A 16183-nucleotide genomic window follows, 5' to 3' on the forward strand; every position below is an offset into this window, starting at 1 on the left:
TAGTGTACCAAAACATTCACCAGAAATCGTAGGTCGTCCGACGGAATCTATCGATTTTAGACGTTCGCTATAAAACGTTCGCTCCAAGCGACTGGATCTTTCGACCAATCCGCCAACTGTTTTTGCTCTTCTATAGTAATATCGCCTTGTTGTTGTGCGGTTTCGAGTAACGCTTCGAACGTCAGTAATGCATCCGCTTCGATCTTTGCGTCGCGGAGATTGTTTGACAAGCGCTCCATCCCGTACGAGAAGATTGCTTGAATGCGAATGACATTTGCTCCCTTCGCTTGCAGAGCTTGCGCCGCTTCGATTGCTGACATCCCCGTCGATAATAAGTCTTCGATGACGACGACACGTTGTCCAGGTTGAATGACACCTTCGATTTGATTCCCTTTACCGTGTTTCTTGTTGCCACTACGTACGTAGACCATCGGTAATCCTAGTCGTTCCGCGACGAATGCTGCGTGTGGAATACCTGCCGTCGCAGTTCCAGCAATCACATCGACTGCAAGTCCCTTCACTTTCTCAGCGAGTGCACCTGCAATCAAGGAACGAACTTCTGGGTACGAGAGCGTCAAACGATTATCACAATAAATCGGTGAACGAAGTCCGCTTGCCCATGTGTATGGATCGTTTGGCGATAAGGTGACGGCTTCAATACGGAGTAACGCACTAGCGATTGGATTTACCATGAGAATTGCCCCTTCCATTGTTCAAGTATCATCTGATAGACCTGTTTTGGATGTTCTGCACGCGTAATCGGACGACCGATCACTAAATCCGTCGCTCCATTTTGACGAGCGTCAAGAACGGTCGCGACCCGCTTTTGATCATCCGCTTGACTGTTCGTCGGACGAATGCCGGGTGTGACGAACCGAAAATCTGTCCGACAAGCTGAAACTAGTTCCGGAAGATCGAGTGCTGAACAGACGATACCATCTAGTCCTGCTGCTTCTGCGAGTTGCGCATATTCACGAACGACTGCCGGCATCGCTCCTTCAATCTTTAAATCGCGTAACATCGCTTCATCCGTCGATGTCAACTGAGTCACGCCAATCAGTTGTGTCTCGGCGTTCGTCTCACGCAGTCCTTCTCGCGCCGCGATCATCATCTCTTTTCCACCAGCAACATGGACGTTCGTCAGTTCGACGTCTAGCTGTCCGATGACCCGCATCGTCCGGCGTGCCGTTTCTGGAATGTCGTGGACTTTGACATCGAGGAACACCGCGTGTCCACGCTCGACGAGTTTACGAACGAACGTTCCGCCTGTTGCATAAAATAATTCCATCCCGATTTTCACGGCTGGTCGTGTCTCTTCGAACCGTTCGAGAAACGAAAAGACTTCTGCTTCGGTCGGAAAATCAAGCGCGATGTAAAGTTGATTCATATGCTTTCCCCCTGATGTCTAAAATATGATCGATGCCAAGTTCGTTCATCCGTTCTGGTAACTGCTGAATCAATTCTTGACAGATGTATGGATTAACGAAGTTTGCGGTACCGACGGCAACAGCCGAAGCCCCGGCGTAAATCATTTCGAGGACATCATCGACCTCCATCACGCCACCCATGCCGATGATCGGGATCGAGACGACTTGCGCGACATCATGAATCATCCGAATCGCGACGGGTTTGATCGACGGACCTGATAATCCACCGATACGGTTCGCAAGGATCGGCTGTCCCGTCCGGACATCGATTCGCATTCCAACGAGTGTATTGATCATCGTCAGACCATCTGCACCAGCTGCTTCGACGGCACGCGCCATCTCGACGATCGAAGTGACGTTCGGTGATAGTTTGACGTAGACCGGTTTAGTCGAGACCCGTTTCACACGTCGTGTCAACTCAGCGGCAAGCAACTGATCCGTTCCGAATTGAATCCCCCCCGATTTGACGTTCGGACAGGAAATGTTTAATTCCAGTGCATGAATGCCTGGATGCCGACTCATTTTCTCCGCGACGAGCTCATATTCTTCCGGTGTCGAACCTGCGACATTGGCGATGATCGCCGTATCGAACGTCTCGAGGAATGGCAATTTATTCGTTAAGATGCCATCGACACCCGGATTTTGGAGACCGATTGCATTCAACATCCCCATCCCACTCTCTGCGACACGTGGCGTCGGGTTTCCGTAGCGTTCTTCACCCGTCGCTGCTTTAATCATGATCGCCCCAAGCTCTGATAAATCATACAACTTCGCATATTCCTCACCGAATCCAAAACATCCGGATGCTGGCATGATCGGATTTTTTAAAGAGAGTCCCGGCAACTCGACACGCAATCGTTCTCTCATAATACGACCTCCTCTGCCCGAAAGACTGGACCATCGGAACATGTCTTAACGTACCCGCCCGTCGGTGTTTTACAGACACAGGCAAAGCATGCTCCGATACCGCACCCCATTCGGTTTTCGATCGACAGATACTTATGTTCGATCGGTTGTTGCTGTAACGTTCGCAACATCGGTTCCGGTCCGCAGGCGAGTAGGACGTCGTAGCTTTCTGGACGTAAGGCTGCCGTGACGAATCCTGCTATACCATGCGTCCCATCGACGGTCGTGACCGTCGTCTTACCGAGTGCTTGGAATTCCGATTCGTAAAAAACGCTTGTTGCCGTATCGAATCCTAGAATCGCTTCACATGTCACACCCCGGGCGACAAGTTGGCGCATCGTCTCATACAGCGGTGGGACACCGATCCCCCCACCAACGAGGACGACGCGTTGAGTTGGATGGATAGCGGCAATCGGAAACCCGTTTCCAAGCGGTCCGAGGGCATCAATCGTATCATCCGGACGCAAAGAAGCCAGTTCTGCTGTTCCTTGTCCGATTTCTTTAAAGAGAAACGTGATCAGATCATGATCGACCCGGGCAATCGAGATCGGTCGGCGTAAGAGTGGACCGACGCGAAGATGCATGAATCGCCCTGGCGCGATGTCCTGAGGTTGCTCGAGGCGACAGACGAGTTCTGTCGCACCTTGAGCTACCGTTCGTCGAGAGACGACCGTCAAGAGTTGCTTCATTGGATCACCACTTTCTTTTCGTGTGTGAAGGCTTGGATCGCACTGGCTTCAAACGAGCGACTTTCGATGACACGAAGAATTGCTTCCGCCGTATCGAGTGATGTCAGACAGACGACTTGATTCTCGGCTGCTGCCCGACGAATGATGAAGCCATCTTTCGTGACTTGCGAGTCCCGACTCATCGTATTGATGACGTATTCAATCTCCCCTTTTTCAATCACGTCGAGCATAGATTCGGAAGACGAGTCGATTTTGCCGACCGTCTGGACCGGTAATCCTTGCTCCGTCAAGTAGGCTGCCGTTCCTTCCGTTGCAAGTAACGTGAATCCAAGTGAGGCAAAGCGTCGTGCGAGATCCGTCATTTCTGCTTTATCTGGATCTGCGACTGTCAAGAGGACACGACCGTGCTCTGGAATCGCCATCCCTGATGCGAGCAACCCTTTATAGAGTGCTTTTTCGAGCGTCCGGTCCGTTCCAATGACTTCACCAGTTGATTTCATTTCCGGTCCGAGTGTCGGATCAACTTCTTTAAGCTTCGCAAATGAGAAGACTGGTACTTTGACCGAGACGAGTGGTTCTTCCGGTAGAACACCACTTGTTAACCCATAAGAAGCAAGTGTCTCACCGAGAATGATGTCCGTTGCGAGCCGTGCGACCGGAAGTCCCGTCACTTTCGAGATGAATGGCACCGTCCGGCTAGCACGCGGATTGACTTCAAGGACATAGAGAGCGCCGTCCGCGTAGACGAACTGGATGTTGAGTAATCCTTTGATGCCGAATGCTTTTGCAATCCGTGTCGTGTAGTCGACGATCCGGTCCTTGATGTCTTGGGAGACCCGTTGTGGCGGATAGACACCAATCGAGTCACCCGAGTGAACACCGGCACGTTCGATATGCTCCATGATGCCTGGAATGACGACATCCGTTCCGTCGCAGATCGCGTCGACTTCGAGTTCGATTCCTGTCAGGTAGCGGTCTACGAGGACTGGTCGTTCCGGTGAGGCGATGACAGCGTGTTTCATGTAATGTTCTAGTTCTTCTTGAGCATAAACGATTTCCATCGCCCGACCGCCGAGGACATACGATGGACGAACGAGGACCGGGTAACCGAGTGACGCTGCTGCCGTGACCGCTTCTTCAACCGTCACGGCCGTTTTACCCGGTGGCTGTGGAATGTCGAGCGCCGTCAACGCTGCTTCGAACTGTTTCCGGTCCTCAGCCCGGTCGAGATCCTCAAGCGATGTCCCGAGGATTTTTACACCTTCTGCTGCTAATGACTCGGCTAAGTTGATCGCCGTCTGTCCACCGAACTGGACGATGACACCGAGCGGACGTTCATTTCGGATGACTTCAAGGACATCCTCCGTCGTCAATGGTTCAAAGTAGAGCCGATCGGAAATCGAGAAGTCGGTCGACACGGTTTCCGGATTGTTGTTGACGATGATTGCTTCGTATCCGGCTTGTCGAATCGCTTGAATCGAATGGACTGTCGCATAATCGAACTCGACTCCTTGACCAATCCGGATCGGACCTGATCCTAAGACGAGAATCGAAGAACGGTTCGTCGCGATGGCTTCATTTTCACGTTCGTATGTTCCGTAGTAGTATGGCGTATCGGACGCGAACTCTGCCGCACACGTATCGACCATCTTATAAACCGGATGAATCGCTTGTGCTTCACGCATCCGGCGAATTTCCGTTTCCGTTTGTCCTGTGATTCGGGCGAGCATCGGGTCACTGAATCCATACCGCTTCACATGCAGGAGTAGTTCAGGTGTCAAACCAGTTGCGACTGATTGCTCGAGTTGCCAAATATGGTGCAACTTTTCAAGGAACAGGCGATCAATCGCCGTCCAGTCATGAATCTGTTCGACGCTGTAACCGCGGACGAAGCCCGCGTACAAGGCGAAGAGTCGATCGTCGGTCGCTTGGCAAATCGCTTGTTGTGAGGCATCATCTGCCAGTTCGATGAAGCGTGGCATATACAAATCAGCTGTACCAATCTCGAGTGAACGAACGGCTTTCAGTAATGCCTCTTCCATCGTCCGTCCCATCGCCATGACCTCACCAGTTGCTTTCATCTGTGTTCCGAGTGTCCGGTCTGCCGTTTCGAATTTATCGAACGGCCAACGCGGAATCTTGGCGACGACATAATCGAGTGCCGGTTCGAAGGAAGCAAAACTTGTCTCGGTGATCGGGTTCTTTAATTCAGATAAGGCGTACCCGACGGCAATCTTCGCAGCCAGTTTTGCGATTGGGTAACCCGTCGCTTTTGACGCAAGTGCGGACGAACGAGAGACACGTGGATTGACCTCGATGACATAGTAGTCGAAGCTCGTCGGATCCAGCGCGAACTGGATGTTACATCCACCCTCGATCCCGAGTGCGCGAATGATATCGAGCGAGACGTTTCGTAGCAATTGATAATCGCGATCCGATAGCGTTTGTGTCGGTGCGAAGACGATCGAGTCTCCGGTATGAACACCGACGGGATCGAAGTTTTCCATCGCACAGACGATGATCGCTTGGTTCGTCGCATCGCGCATGACTTCGAACTCGACTTCCTTCATCCCGGCAATTGATTTTTCTAGAAGTACTTGTGTTGCCGGACTTGCCTTGAGTCCTCCTTCGACGATTCGCGTGAACTCTTCTGGTGTGTTGGCGATTCCGCCGCCCGTTCCTCCAAGCGTATACGCTGGACGGATGATGATCGGTAGACCAATCTGTTGCCGGAATTGTTGTGCCTCTTCGAGCGTATGCACGATTTCACTGTCCGGCACACCATGCCCGCGTTTAAACATCAGTTGACGGAACAAATCACGATCTTCTGCCTCTTCGATTGCTGACAATTTCGTACCGAGTAACTCGACACCATACTCAGCAAGGACACCGAGACGATCCAGTTCGACAGCTAAGTTCAGACCCGTTTGACCCCCGAGTGTTGCAAGCAAGGCATCCGGACGTTCCTTGCGGATGATCCGTGAGACGAACTCTGCTTGGAGGGGCTCGATGTAGACACGATCAGCGACCGTTGGATCCGTCATGATCGTTGCTGGGTTCGAGTTGACGAGGATGACTTCATATCCTTCTTCCTTCAAGGCTTGACACGCTTGTGTTCCGGCGTAGTCGAATTCAGCTGCTTGTCCGATCACGATAGGACCGGACCCGATAACGAGAATTTTCTGGATATCTTGACGTTTAGGCATGAGAGACCTCCTGTTGTTTCGTGATTTCTTCTAAAAACTGTTGGAATAGACCGTTCGCATCCATCGGACCAGGTGATGCTTCCGGATGGTACTGGACCGAGAAGACTGCTGCTGTCGTATGACGGATTCCTTCGACCGTTCCGTCGTTGATCGCAAGATGCGTCACTTCAAGCACGGTATCGCGTAATGACTGTTCGTCGACGGCATACCCGTGGTTTTGCGACGTGATATCGACGCGACCTGTCCGGATATCTTGGACTGGATGGTTCGCCCCTCGGTGACCGAATGGGAGTTTGAACGTATCCGCGCCATGCGCTAGTGCGATCAACTGATGACCGAGACAGATGCCGAAGATGACGACTTTTCCCGTCAATTCTTGAATCATCGGAATCGCCGTTGGGACATCCTTTGGATTCCCAGGTCCGTTCGATAGCATTACACCGTCCGGACGATAGCGTAAGACTTCCGTTGCACTGACGTCGTAAGGCACGACGACGACTTCACAGCCGCGTTTGACGAGTTCGCGGACGATTCCGAGTTTTGCACCGAAGTCGACGAGGACAATGCGCGGTCCAGCTCCCGGAATGATATACGCTCGTTCCGTCGAGGCCCGCTTGACTTGATCCGTCTCGATTGGCGCGTTTTGAAGATGAACCAGTTCTGCTGCTAAATCGAACTCACCGTCAACGAGTCGCCCACGCATGACGCCTTTCGAACGGATATGTCGTGTCAGTTGACGCGTATCGATTCCACTTAATCCTGGAATATCAAGATCTTGAAGTGCCGCATCGAGTGACATCTCACTCCGGAAATTCGACGGCGTCTGACAATGTTCACGGACAATCAATGCTTTAGCGAGCGGACGCGTCGTCTCATAATCTTCTCGGTTAATCCCGTAGTTTCCGATCAACGGGTTCGTCAACACGATCATCTGATCGCAGTAAGATGGATCCGATAACATTTCTTGATACCCTGTCATTCCGGTCTGGAAGACGACCTCTCCTGTTGTTGTCGTATCTGAGCCAAACGCCGTTCCTTCAAACGTCATCCCATCTTCTAGTATCAGTGTCCGTTTACGCATGTGCTGTGTCCTCCTTGAATACGATTTCTCCCTTGACGAGCGTCATGACCGGGAATCCTTTTAACCGTTCTCCTGCGAACGGTGTGTTCTTGCCTTTTGAGCGGAATCGTTCCGGTGATACAGTACGCTCCGTTTCTAGATCAAGCAAAACCAGATCTGCTTCCGCCCCCACTTCGAGTTTCCCGTAAGGAAGTTCAAAGATGGCTGCTGCCTTATCCGTCAAATTCCGGATCAGTGTCTCAAGTCGCATCTCTCCTTCAGAGACGAGTTTCGTATAGAGCAATGGGAAGGCCGTCTCGAACCCTGTGATGCCAAACGGGGCGCGTTCGATACCGAGTGCCTTCTCTTCTGCCGCATGAGGAGCGTGATCGGTCGCGATGCAATCAATCGTTCCGTCCGCTAGCCCCTCGAGCAGTGCTTGGCGATCTGCTTCACTTCGCAGGGGGGGATTCATCTTAAAGTTCGGATCCTGATTCGGTATGTCTTCATCGATCAATACAAGATGGTGCGGTGTGACTTCTGCCGTCACCCGGATCCCTGCTCGTTTCGCGTCACGGATGACACGGACCGATTCCTTCGTCGAGACATGACAGACGTGATAATGACAGCCGGTCTCTTCTGCAATCAGGACATCACGTGCGATGTGGATGCTCTCAGCAAGCGACGGAATACCTTGTAGTCCTTCTCGTCGACTGTAGTTCCCCTCGTGCACACATCCTGCTTTTAGCGAATCATCTTCACAGTGGGCAACGATCGTTTTCCCGAGGCGTGCCGCTTGTTGCATCGCTGTCCGCATGACTGCTGCCGTCTGGACTCCGACACCGTCATCCGTGAACGCGACGGCATCTGTTAATTGGTCGAACGCGACGAGTTCTTGTCCGAGTTGATTTTTTGAAATCGCCGCGTAAGGCAAAACCCGGACGGACGCCGTCTCTTCAATCTTCTGGAACAAGGCATCGAGTGTTTGGCGATCGTCTGGTACGGGACGCGTGTTCGGCATCGGACAAATCGTCGTGAATCCACCCGCTGCTGCTGCTGCCGTGCCGGTCGCAATCGTCTCCTTATGTTCGCCGCCCGGTTCACGGAGGTGGACATGGATATCGACGAATCCTGGTGCGACGAATAATCCAGACGCATCAATGACCGTTTCGTTCGCTTGTGGTGTTGCTGCTAAATCCGTGATTTTCCCGGCATCGATTCGAATATCCCCCGTCCGGACTTGTCCCGCCTCGTACCATCTCGCATTCTCAATTCGTGTTGTCATCTGCATCGTCTCCTTTGATTGATTTCGTTGAAAAGCACCATTCCAGAATCGCCATGCGTGCAAAGACACCGTTTTTCATCTGTTCAAAGATCCGCGATCGCGGATGTTCGACCAGTTCGTCGGCAATCTCGACTCCCCGATTGACCGGTGCCGGATGAAGCACGATCGCGGAATTCTTCAGACGGTTCATCCGCTCATGCGTCAATCCATACGTGGCGTGGTACACTGTTGGATCAAATCGCGTCGACCCGTCATGCCGTTCGTGCTGGACACGCAGTAACATCAAGATGTCGCACTGCTCGACTGCTTCATCCATCGGAAGATACGGTATGCCCATCGCAGGGTCGTACCACTCAACAGGTCCTGATCCATAGACGATGGCACCGAGTCGTTTTAAAATGTCAGCGTTCGATCGGGCGACGCGACTATGTTGTAAGTCCCCACAGATGACGACGACTTTTCCTTCGACCGTTCCGTACGTCTCGACCATCGTCATCAAATCGAGTAAGGACTGGGACGGATGTTGACCGCTTCCATCTCCCGCATTGATGATCGGAATATCGAGTGTCTGCATCAATTCTTCGTAATATCCGGTCGCTCCGTGGCGAATGACTAGACCGTCGGCGCCGATTGCTTCGAGTGTCTTACATGTATCGCGTAACGTTTCTCCTTTTTGCACGGAGGAAGTCGCCGTTTCGAACGGCAGTAAATGCATGTTCAGACGATGTTCTGCCATCTCAAAGGAAGAACGTGTCCGGGTCGAGTTTTCAAAGAACAGATTGACGAGTGTCTTATCGGAAAAATCTGGTGCTGGCTCGCCTCGTTTAAAAGCGAGACTGCGTTCAATCAAAGAATTGATTTCTGTCATGGATAAGCTTTCTAAATTGACGAAATGCCGGTTTTTTAGGATCGTCTTCATGTCATTCACTCCTCTTCAGGTCATGAAAAAGGCGCACCTTCTAAGTGAAGGTGCGCCGAAAGAAGGCAGAGTGATTCCCTGCTTCTTTTCATGGCCCTCACTTTATCGTTCTCTCGGAACGTCTTAAAAGTTGTTAGCTACCGATTGAGTTGTAGAGGTTTCCGTTGTTTCTTCGACCTGCTCTGTCGTTTTTGGAAGAACTAGATTCAGGATGATCCCAAGAATCGTCGCTAGTGCCATTCCTTCGAGAGAGAAGTTGCCGATTTTAAGCGCCGCGCCTCCGATGCCTGTGACGAGAATGACAGCTGTGATCGTCAAGTTCCGTTTATCGGCAAGGTCGATCTTACTTTCCGTCAGCGTCCGAAGACCATTCGACGCGATGACTCCGAATAAGAGAATACTGATTCCACCCATGACCGGTGTCGGAATCGTCTTGATGAATCCTTCGACATATCCGAGGAATCCGAAGCTGATCGCAAGAACCGCCGCACCACCGAGGACGTAGACACTGTAGACACGAGTGATCGACATGACACCGTTGTTCTCACCATACGTCGTAACCGGTGGTCCGCCAAGCATCGAAGCGACTGTCTTCGCGATCCCGTCACCCAGTACGGTCCGGTGCATCCCTGGATCGAGGAGCGTCTCGCGCCCGATGATCCGTGATGTCACTTTTTGTTCGCCAATGTGCTCCGTCAGTGTGACGAGCGTCACGGGAACGATCAGAAGCAACGCGGCTGTATTCCACGATGGTGTGTAATTCAAGAACGGAATCGTGAAGTCCGGCACGTGGAAGAACGTTGCTTGTTGGAGTGGTGTGAAATCAATGATTCCGACCGATGCCGCAACGAGATAACCAACCGTGATCCCGAACAGGATCGGAATCGTACTCCACATTCCTTTTAAGTACGTCATCGCAAGGAGTGTGACGCCGAGTGTGACCATCGCAACGAGGAAGTACAGTCCGTTGTACTTACCGCCCGCTCCGTTCATCGCCATGTTGACAGCGGTCGGGGCGAGCGATAGACCGATGACCATAATGACCGGTCCGATGACGACCGGTGGGAGTAACCGAAGCAACCAAGCAGCTCCTGTGTAGCGGATGAGGAGTGAGACAAGTCCATAGACGAGTCCAGCGACCATTCCGCCGATTAACGCATCCTCGACACCCCACCGTTCACTGACGGCAATGATCGGGGCAATGTAGGCAAAACTCGAACCAAGATATGTGGGTACTTTGAAGCGGGTAACGGCGAGGAAAATCAGTGTGCCGACTCCGCTTGCGACGAGCGCGACCGATGTGTTGAGTCCCGTTAAGAGCGGGACGAGCACGGTCGCACCAAACATCGCGAAGACGTGTTGTAGGCTGAGCATCAGCCAGTTTAGAGGGTGAGTAGGTACTTCTTGTACATCAAGTACTGCGGCATGTTTTGCCATATGGATGACTCCCTTTCTGGTCTCTCTGGACCACCTTAAAGGTTTTGAATTTTAGCGTTTAATGAATACTTGATCGGCTTCATCGACTTCGGCGAGCGCAACGACGACTTGTTCCTCACGGGATGTCGGGACGTTCTTACCGATGAAATCTGGTCGAATCGGTAACTCCCGATGTCCGCGGTCGACGAGTACAGCGAGTTGAATCATACTCGGTCTTCCGTGATCGACGAGCGCGTCCATCGCGGCGCGAACGGTGCGACCTGTGTAGAGCACGTCGTCAACGAGGACGACGATTTTCCCGGTGATATCTTCCGGTAGATCAGAACCTTTGATTTCTGGTTCTAAACTTCGTTTCGACAAGTCATCCCGGTACATTGAGATGTCGACGACACCGAGTAAGACCGGTTTTCCTTCGATTTGTTCGATGCGCTTCGCAAGTCGACGAGCGAGTGTCTCGCCTCGCGTCTTGATTCCGACAATCATCAAATCATGAATTCCTTTGTTACGTTCGATGATTTCATGGGCGATCCGTGTCAGTGCACGTCCGATCGCGGCTTCATCTAAGATGACGGCTGGTTTCATGGTTTCTCCTTTCATACAAAAGACCTTCTGCGGAAATCCGCAGAAGGTCATCGAAGACAGAATCATGGCATACGTCATGTATGCATGCCTACACACAATCGTGGTAGGTTCTCCCTTTCGCAGCCTCTCCGGACTCGATTAAAGGTGATACTAGTTAGGTAGGATCGTCACTCGGACGACCGAAGTGTCAGTAGAGGATGTCTCGCATCGCTCTCTAGGTGATACTCTACCGTTTTATTAGAAAAACGTCAAGACTCTAATTCAAGTTTTTTCAATTGACCGATTTCAAATGTCATCTCTTCTGGGAGCGGTGCTTCAAACCGCATCCACTCACCTGTGCGTGGGTGTTCGAAACCGAGAACCGCAGCATGCAAGGCTTGACCGTTCATTTTCATCGTCTTGCGTGGACCATATTTCGGGTCACCAGCAAGAGGGAAACCGATATAACGCATATGGACACGGATTTGGTGCGTCCGTCCTGTTTCAAGTTTACATTCAACGACCGTAAAGCCCTCGTACCGATCAAGAACACGGAAATGGGTCACGGCAGACTTTGAATTCTTATCCGTTACCGTCATCCGTTGACGGTCGTTCTTATCGCGTCCGATTGGCGCTTCAATCGTTCCGAGTTCGTGCGGGATTTCACCGTGTACGAGCGCAATATAAAGACGCTCCGTCGTCTTCTCTTTCAATTGATGCGCAAGTGATTCATGCGCTAAGTCGTTCTTAGCGACCATCAACAGACCTGACGTATCCTTATCGATTCGGTGAACGATTCCTGGTCGTTTGACGCCATTGATGCCTGAGAGATCTTGACAGTGGTGTAATAAGGCGTTGACGAGCGTTCCTGAGACATGCCCTGCCGCCGGGTGGACGACCATCCCTTTTGGTTTGTTGACGACGATGACGTCCGAATCTTCATAGACGACATCAAGTGGGATGTCTTCCGGCAAGATTTCGAGTTCCACTGCTTCCGGGATATGGACCTCAATCGATTCCGTTCCCGATAATTTATAGTTCGGTTTGACGACACGACCGTCGACTTCGACGCGCCCCGCTTTCAACCATTCCTGTACTTGCGAACGCGACCAATCGTTTTGTTCTGCGAGCCATTTATCAATGCGCCCTGTCGCTCCATCCGCTTGCACGGACCATGTTTCTACTTCATTCATTTATCCATCGTTCCTTTCTTAGTCAACCGTTCTTCGAACATGACGCTAATTAGCATCGTGATGACACCAAACGTCAAACAGACGTCTGCGACATTAAAGATCGGAAAATTATAGCCGAACGGGAAGAAGTGGAAGAAATCAACGACTTCTCCTCGTGCCATTCGATCAATGAAATTTCCGATCGCACCACTGAGCAATAACGCGATGCTCCAAGCAAATACCTTATTTTTCGTGCCTTCCTTGTAGAGGAAGTAAATCAATCCAATGACGACGACGACCGTAACGATGAAGAAAAAGCCGAATTTACCTTCGAGCATGCCCCACGCAGCGCCTCGATTCCGATACGAGTTGAGATAAAAGAAATCCGGAATGACCGTGATGGCTTGACCGATCGTCATATTTTGAACGACAATCCATTTCGTCAACTGGTCGATTCCAACGAGTAAAGCAGCAATCCCTAAGTAAAGCCACATCCTATTGTCCTCCGCATCCAAAAATAATGAGGGGCGTCCTGCGAAGTCGCAGTCGCCCCTCCCTTTGTATCATTATAAAGAATTGACGACTTCAGTACAACGTGGGCAAAGCGTCGGATGAGCCGGATCTTGTCCGAGTTCCGTCGAATATGTCCAACAACGTTCACATTTTTCACCGTCAGCTTTTTGAACCGTGATGCCGGTCGTCTCATACATCTTATCCGCCGTTTCAACGAATTCGAGTTGTGAGACTTGGAGTAACTGCTCAAGATGATCGATTGTTCCGAGCAAGGCTTTCGTCTCTTCCTTCGGTGCAAGCAAGAGTTTCGCTTCGAGTGTCTTACCGACGAGTTTCTCAACGCGCGCTTCCTCGAGTGCTTTTAAGACATCATCGCGGAATGTCAGGAACGCGTTCCATTTCTCGATGAGGGCAAGTCCTTCTTCTGAGACTTCGACCGTTTTCGGAAGGTCTGTCAGGAAGATACTCTTCGTTTCAACAGCTGGTACGAATTCCCATGCTTCGTCTGCTGTGTGTGGCAAGACAGGTGCCATCAATTGCAACAAGGCAACGACTGTATCATACATGACCGTCTGAACCGCACGACGCGATGTCGCGTCTGCTTTTTCGATATACAGGATATCTTTCGTGTAATCGAGGTAGAACGACGACAAATCAAGGACACAGAAGTTATGGAGCAATTGATAGACCGACATGAAGTCGTACGCATCATAAGCCGCTTTTACTTTTCCAACAAGTTGGTCCAGTTTCGTACGCATGAAACGATCTGACTCTGGTAAGTCTTCAAATGCGACGCGGTGCATCGCAGGATCGAATTGATCCAAGTTTCCGAGGAGGAAACGAACCGTGTTCCGGATTTTACGATATGATTCTGAGACTTGTTTGAAGTTATCCATCGATGCTCGGACATCAGCTTGATAATCGACTGATGCCACCCACAAGCGAAGGATCTCTGCTCCAAATTGTTGCATGACTTGAATCGGTGCAATCGTGTTACCGATCGATTTCGACATCTTGCGACCTTGACCATCCAGAACGAATCCGTGACTGACGACCGCTTTGTATGGTGCTTTTCCTGTCGTTGCGACGGCTGTCGATAGCGATGAGTTGAACCAACCACGATATTGGTCAGATCCTTCAAGATAGAGATCCGCTGGACGTGTCAATTCAGGACGTGTCGCAAGGACACCGGCATGTGATGAACCAGAATCGAACCAGACATCCATGATGTCCGTTTCTTTTTTGAAGATACCGTTCGGGCTTGCTGGATGTGTGAATCCTTCAGGAAGCAAGTCGACTGCTTCGCGCTCATACCAGACATTTGATCCGTGAGCTGCAAATAGATTCGCGATATGATCAATCGTTTCTGGTGTGACGATTTCCGTTCCATCTTCAGCGTAGAAGATTGGAAGTGGAACGCCCCAAGCACGTTGACGTGAGATGACCCAGTCGCCGCGGTCTTTGAACATGTTGTGGAGACGTGTTTCCCCCCACTCTGGTACCCACTGGACGCCTTTGATCTCATCAAGGATTTCCGCACGGAAGTCTTTGATTGAAGCGAACCACTGTGGTGTTGCCCGGAAAATGACCGGTTTTTTCGTCCGCCAGTCATGTGGATACGAGTGTTTGATGAACGATAGTTTCAAGAGTGCACCGGCTTCTTCGAGGGCAAGACCGATTTCTTTATTCGCATCTTCATAGAACATGCCTTCGAATCCAGGTGCTTCTGCTGTCATGATCCCTTTATCGTCGACTGGGCAAAGGACGTCAAGACCGTAAGCTTGACCGATGTGGAAGTCATCTTCCCCGTGACCTGGAGCCGTATGAACGACACCTGTCGCTTCCGCTGTAACGTGATCGCCAAGCATGACGAGTGATTCACGGTCGTACAGTGGATGTTTTGCTTTCATGTATTCGAAATCCGCACCATTAAAGACACGTCCGACTGTTGCATCTTCCCATCCGAGTGCTTCGATGACTTCAGGAACAAGTGTTTCCGCTACGATATAGCCTTTTCCTTGATACTCGATCCGCGCATACGTTAATTCCGCACTGACAGAGATTCCGAGGTTCGCTGGAATCGTCCATGGTGTCGTCGTCCAGATGACGAAATGATCCGTCGGCTCTAAGATGTTTTTTCCGTCCATGACTTGGAACGCGACATAGATGGCAGCTGACCGTTTATCTTGATATTCGATTTCTGCTTCAGCTAATGCCGATTCAGAAGACGGTGACCAATAGACCGGTTTCTTCCCTTTGTAGATATAGCCTTTGTTCGCCATATCGCCGAATAAACGAATTTGAGCTGCTTCAAATTCTGGTTGAAGAGTGATGTATGGGTTGTCATAGTCACCGAGAACGCCGAGACGTTTGAATTGTTCGCGTTGGTGATCGACTTGTTCCAGCGCATATTTCGCACATAATTCACGGAATTCTGCGACCGTCATCGATTTACGATCAACACCGGCTTTTTGAAGTGCTGTTTCAATCGGTAATCCGTGTGTGTCCCAACCAGGCACGTATGGAGACTGGAAGCCATTCATCGATTTATAACGAACGATGATGTCTTTTAAGACTTTGTTTAATCCGTGACCCATATGGATGTCACCATTCGCATACGGAGGACCATCGTGGAGGATGAACGTTGGCTTTCCAGCGTTTTTTTCCTGGACCGCAGCGTAGAGATTCATCTCTTCCCATCGTGCTTGCATATCTGGTTCACGTTTTGGCAAGTTGCCTCGCATTAAAAACTCCGTTTTCATCATCAATAAGGTTTCTTTGTAATCCATCTGACTATCTCTCACCTTTCGCTTTAAAAGTACAAAAAAAGCCAAGCTCATCCCTGAGATAGGGACGAGCTTGGCTGAACTCGCGGTACCACCCTACTAATCCCGCTCGCCATTTTGACGACGCAGGACCGCTTAAGAACTCGATAACGGGAGTGAGCCGGCATGACTTACTGTTCAGCGAACGTTCAGTCATGCACTCCAAGGGGATACCCCATCTTT

General features: G+C 50.9%; 13 protein-coding genes and 1 other annotated feature (1 of these 14 cut by a window edge). All 13 genes read right to left on the minus strand.

All coding sequences use genetic code 11. The annotated features are described in order from the left end of the window. Nucleotides 1-56 precede the first annotated feature (56 nt). The 13 genes from pyrE to ileS all read right to left on the minus strand — a co-directional run bounded on the left by pyrE (nucleotide 57) and on the right by ileS (nucleotide 15964). On the minus strand, nucleotides 57-692 hold the full coding sequence (gene pyrE, locus KNQ11_RS07240) for an orotate phosphoribosyltransferase (protein WP_214770835.1): 636 nt from the start codon (nucleotides 690-692) through the stop codon (nucleotides 57-59). After that, nucleotides 686-1387 carry an orotidine-5'-phosphate decarboxylase gene (gene pyrF, locus KNQ11_RS07245; protein WP_214770838.1) on the minus strand — a complete coding sequence of 234 codons (702 nt, stop codon included), beginning with the start codon at nucleotides 1385-1387 and terminating at the stop codon, nucleotides 686-688. Before pyrF ends, pyrE begins: the two co-directional genes overlap by 7 nt. Next, nucleotides 1362-2294: a dihydroorotate dehydrogenase gene (locus KNQ11_RS07250; RefSeq protein WP_214770853.1), complete on the minus strand. Its 933-nt coding sequence runs from the start codon at nucleotides 2292-2294 to the stop codon at nucleotides 1362-1364. The genes pyrF and KNQ11_RS07250 overlap by 26 nt, the downstream gene beginning before the upstream one ends. Continuing rightward, on the minus strand, nucleotides 2291-3022 hold the full coding sequence (locus KNQ11_RS07255; protein ID WP_214770856.1) for an iron-sulfur cluster-binding protein: 732 nt from the start codon (nucleotides 3020-3022) through the stop codon (nucleotides 2291-2293). Before KNQ11_RS07255 ends, KNQ11_RS07250 begins: the two co-directional genes overlap by 4 nt. Next, a complete protein-coding gene (carB, locus tag KNQ11_RS07260) occupies nucleotides 3019-6228 on the minus strand; it encodes a carbamoyl-phosphate synthase large subunit (RefSeq protein ID WP_214770872.1) in 3210 nt (1069 codons plus the stop codon). The genes KNQ11_RS07255 and carB overlap by 4 nt, the downstream gene beginning before the upstream one ends. Further along, nucleotides 6221-7309 (minus strand): carbamoyl phosphate synthase small subunit, encoded by a 1089-nt coding sequence (locus KNQ11_RS07265; RefSeq protein WP_023468786.1) that lies wholly within the window; start codon nucleotides 7307-7309, stop codon nucleotides 6221-6223. Before KNQ11_RS07265 ends, carB begins: the two co-directional genes overlap by 8 nt. After that, complete coding sequence (locus KNQ11_RS07270) at nucleotides 7302-8573, minus strand: dihydroorotase (protein WP_214723649.1); 1272 nt, start codon at nucleotides 8571-8573, stop codon at nucleotides 7302-7304. The genes KNQ11_RS07265 and KNQ11_RS07270 overlap by 8 nt, the downstream gene beginning before the upstream one ends. Further along, a complete protein-coding gene (locus KNQ11_RS07275) occupies nucleotides 8557-9492 on the minus strand; it encodes an aspartate carbamoyltransferase catalytic subunit (protein ID WP_050677525.1) in 936 nt (311 codons plus the stop codon). Before KNQ11_RS07275 ends, KNQ11_RS07270 begins: the two co-directional genes overlap by 17 nt. A 123-nt stretch (nucleotides 9493-9615) precedes the next feature. Beyond that, nucleotides 9616-10929: a uracil-xanthine permease family protein gene (locus KNQ11_RS07280; protein WP_214770875.1), complete on the minus strand. Its 1314-nt coding sequence runs from the start codon at nucleotides 10927-10929 to the stop codon at nucleotides 9616-9618. Nucleotides 10930-10980: 51 nt separating this feature from the next. Continuing rightward, the gene (gene pyrR, locus KNQ11_RS07285) at nucleotides 10981-11511 is read right to left on the minus strand and encodes a bifunctional pyr operon transcriptional regulator/uracil phosphoribosyltransferase PyrR (protein WP_035396895.1); all 531 of its coding nucleotides are present in this window, start codon (nucleotides 11509-11511) and stop codon (nucleotides 10981-10983) included. Between the two features lie 248 nt (nucleotides 11512-11759). Continuing rightward, nucleotides 11760-12683, minus strand: coding sequence for an RluA family pseudouridine synthase (locus KNQ11_RS07290; RefSeq protein ID WP_035396726.1), 924 nt, complete (start codon nucleotides 12681-12683; stop codon nucleotides 11760-11762). Further along, nucleotides 12680-13156: a signal peptidase II gene (gene lspA / locus KNQ11_RS07295; RefSeq protein ID WP_023468792.1), complete on the minus strand. Its 477-nt coding sequence runs from the start codon at nucleotides 13154-13156 to the stop codon at nucleotides 12680-12682. Before lspA ends, KNQ11_RS07290 begins: the two co-directional genes overlap by 4 nt. A 72-nt stretch (nucleotides 13157-13228) precedes the next feature. Beyond that, entirely contained in the window at nucleotides 13229-15964 is a 2736-nt protein-coding gene (gene ileS / locus KNQ11_RS07300; RefSeq protein WP_214770889.1) for an isoleucine--tRNA ligase, read from the minus strand. A gap of 57 nt (nucleotides 15965-16021) precedes the next feature. Then, nucleotides 16022-16183 (minus strand) — a binding site (T-box leader) (it continues 79 nt past the right edge of the window).

This window comes from Exiguobacterium sp. s39, from assembly GCF_018618925.1.
In the GTDB taxonomy this organism is placed as follows: Bacteria; Bacillota; Bacilli; order Exiguobacteriales; family Exiguobacteriaceae; genus Exiguobacterium_A; species Exiguobacterium_A abrahamii.

Bases quoted from the DNA above. Each gene is read 5' to 3' on its own strand.
- pyrE (WP_214770835.1), bottom strand. From the start codon at position 692: ATGGTAAATCCAATCGCTAGTGCGTTACTCCGTATTGAAGCCGTCACC.
- pyrF (WP_214770838.1), bottom strand. From the start codon at position 1,387: ATGAATCAACTTTACATCGCGCTTGATTTTCCGACCGAAGCAGAAGTC.
- KNQ11_RS07250 (WP_214770853.1), bottom strand. From the start codon at position 2,294: ATGAGAGAACGATTGCGTGTCGAGTTGCCGGGACTCTCTTTAAAAAAT.
- KNQ11_RS07255 (WP_214770856.1), bottom strand. From the start codon at position 3,022: ATGAAGCAACTCTTGACGGTCGTCTCTCGACGAACGGTAGCTCAAGGT.
- carB (WP_214770872.1), bottom strand. From the start codon at position 6,228: ATGCCTAAACGTCAAGATATCCAGAAAATTCTCGTTATCGGGTCCGGT.
- KNQ11_RS07265 (WP_023468786.1), bottom strand. From the start codon at position 7,309: ATGCGTAAACGGACACTGATACTAGAAGATGGGATGACGTTTGAAGGA.
- KNQ11_RS07270 (WP_214723649.1), bottom strand. From the start codon at position 8,573: ATGACAACACGAATTGAGAATGCGAGATGGTACGAGGCGGGACAAGTC.
- KNQ11_RS07275 (WP_050677525.1), bottom strand. From the start codon at position 9,492: ATGAAGACGATCCTAAAAAACCGGCATTTCGTCAATTTAGAAAGCTTA.
- KNQ11_RS07280 (WP_214770875.1), bottom strand. From the start codon at position 10,929: ATGGCAAAACATGCCGCAGTACTTGATGTACAAGAAGTACCTACTCAC.
- pyrR (WP_035396895.1), bottom strand. From the start codon at position 11,511: ATGAAACCAGCCGTCATCTTAGATGAAGCCGCGATCGGACGTGCACTG.
- KNQ11_RS07290 (WP_035396726.1), bottom strand. From the start codon at position 12,683: ATGAATGAAGTAGAAACATGGTCCGTGCAAGCGGATGGAGCGACAGGG.
- lspA (WP_023468792.1), bottom strand. From the start codon at position 13,156: ATGTGGCTTTACTTAGGGATTGCTGCTTTACTCGTTGGAATCGACCAG.
- ileS (WP_214770889.1), bottom strand. From the start codon at position 15,964: ATGGATTACAAAGAAACCTTATTGATGATGAAAACGGAGTTTTTAATG.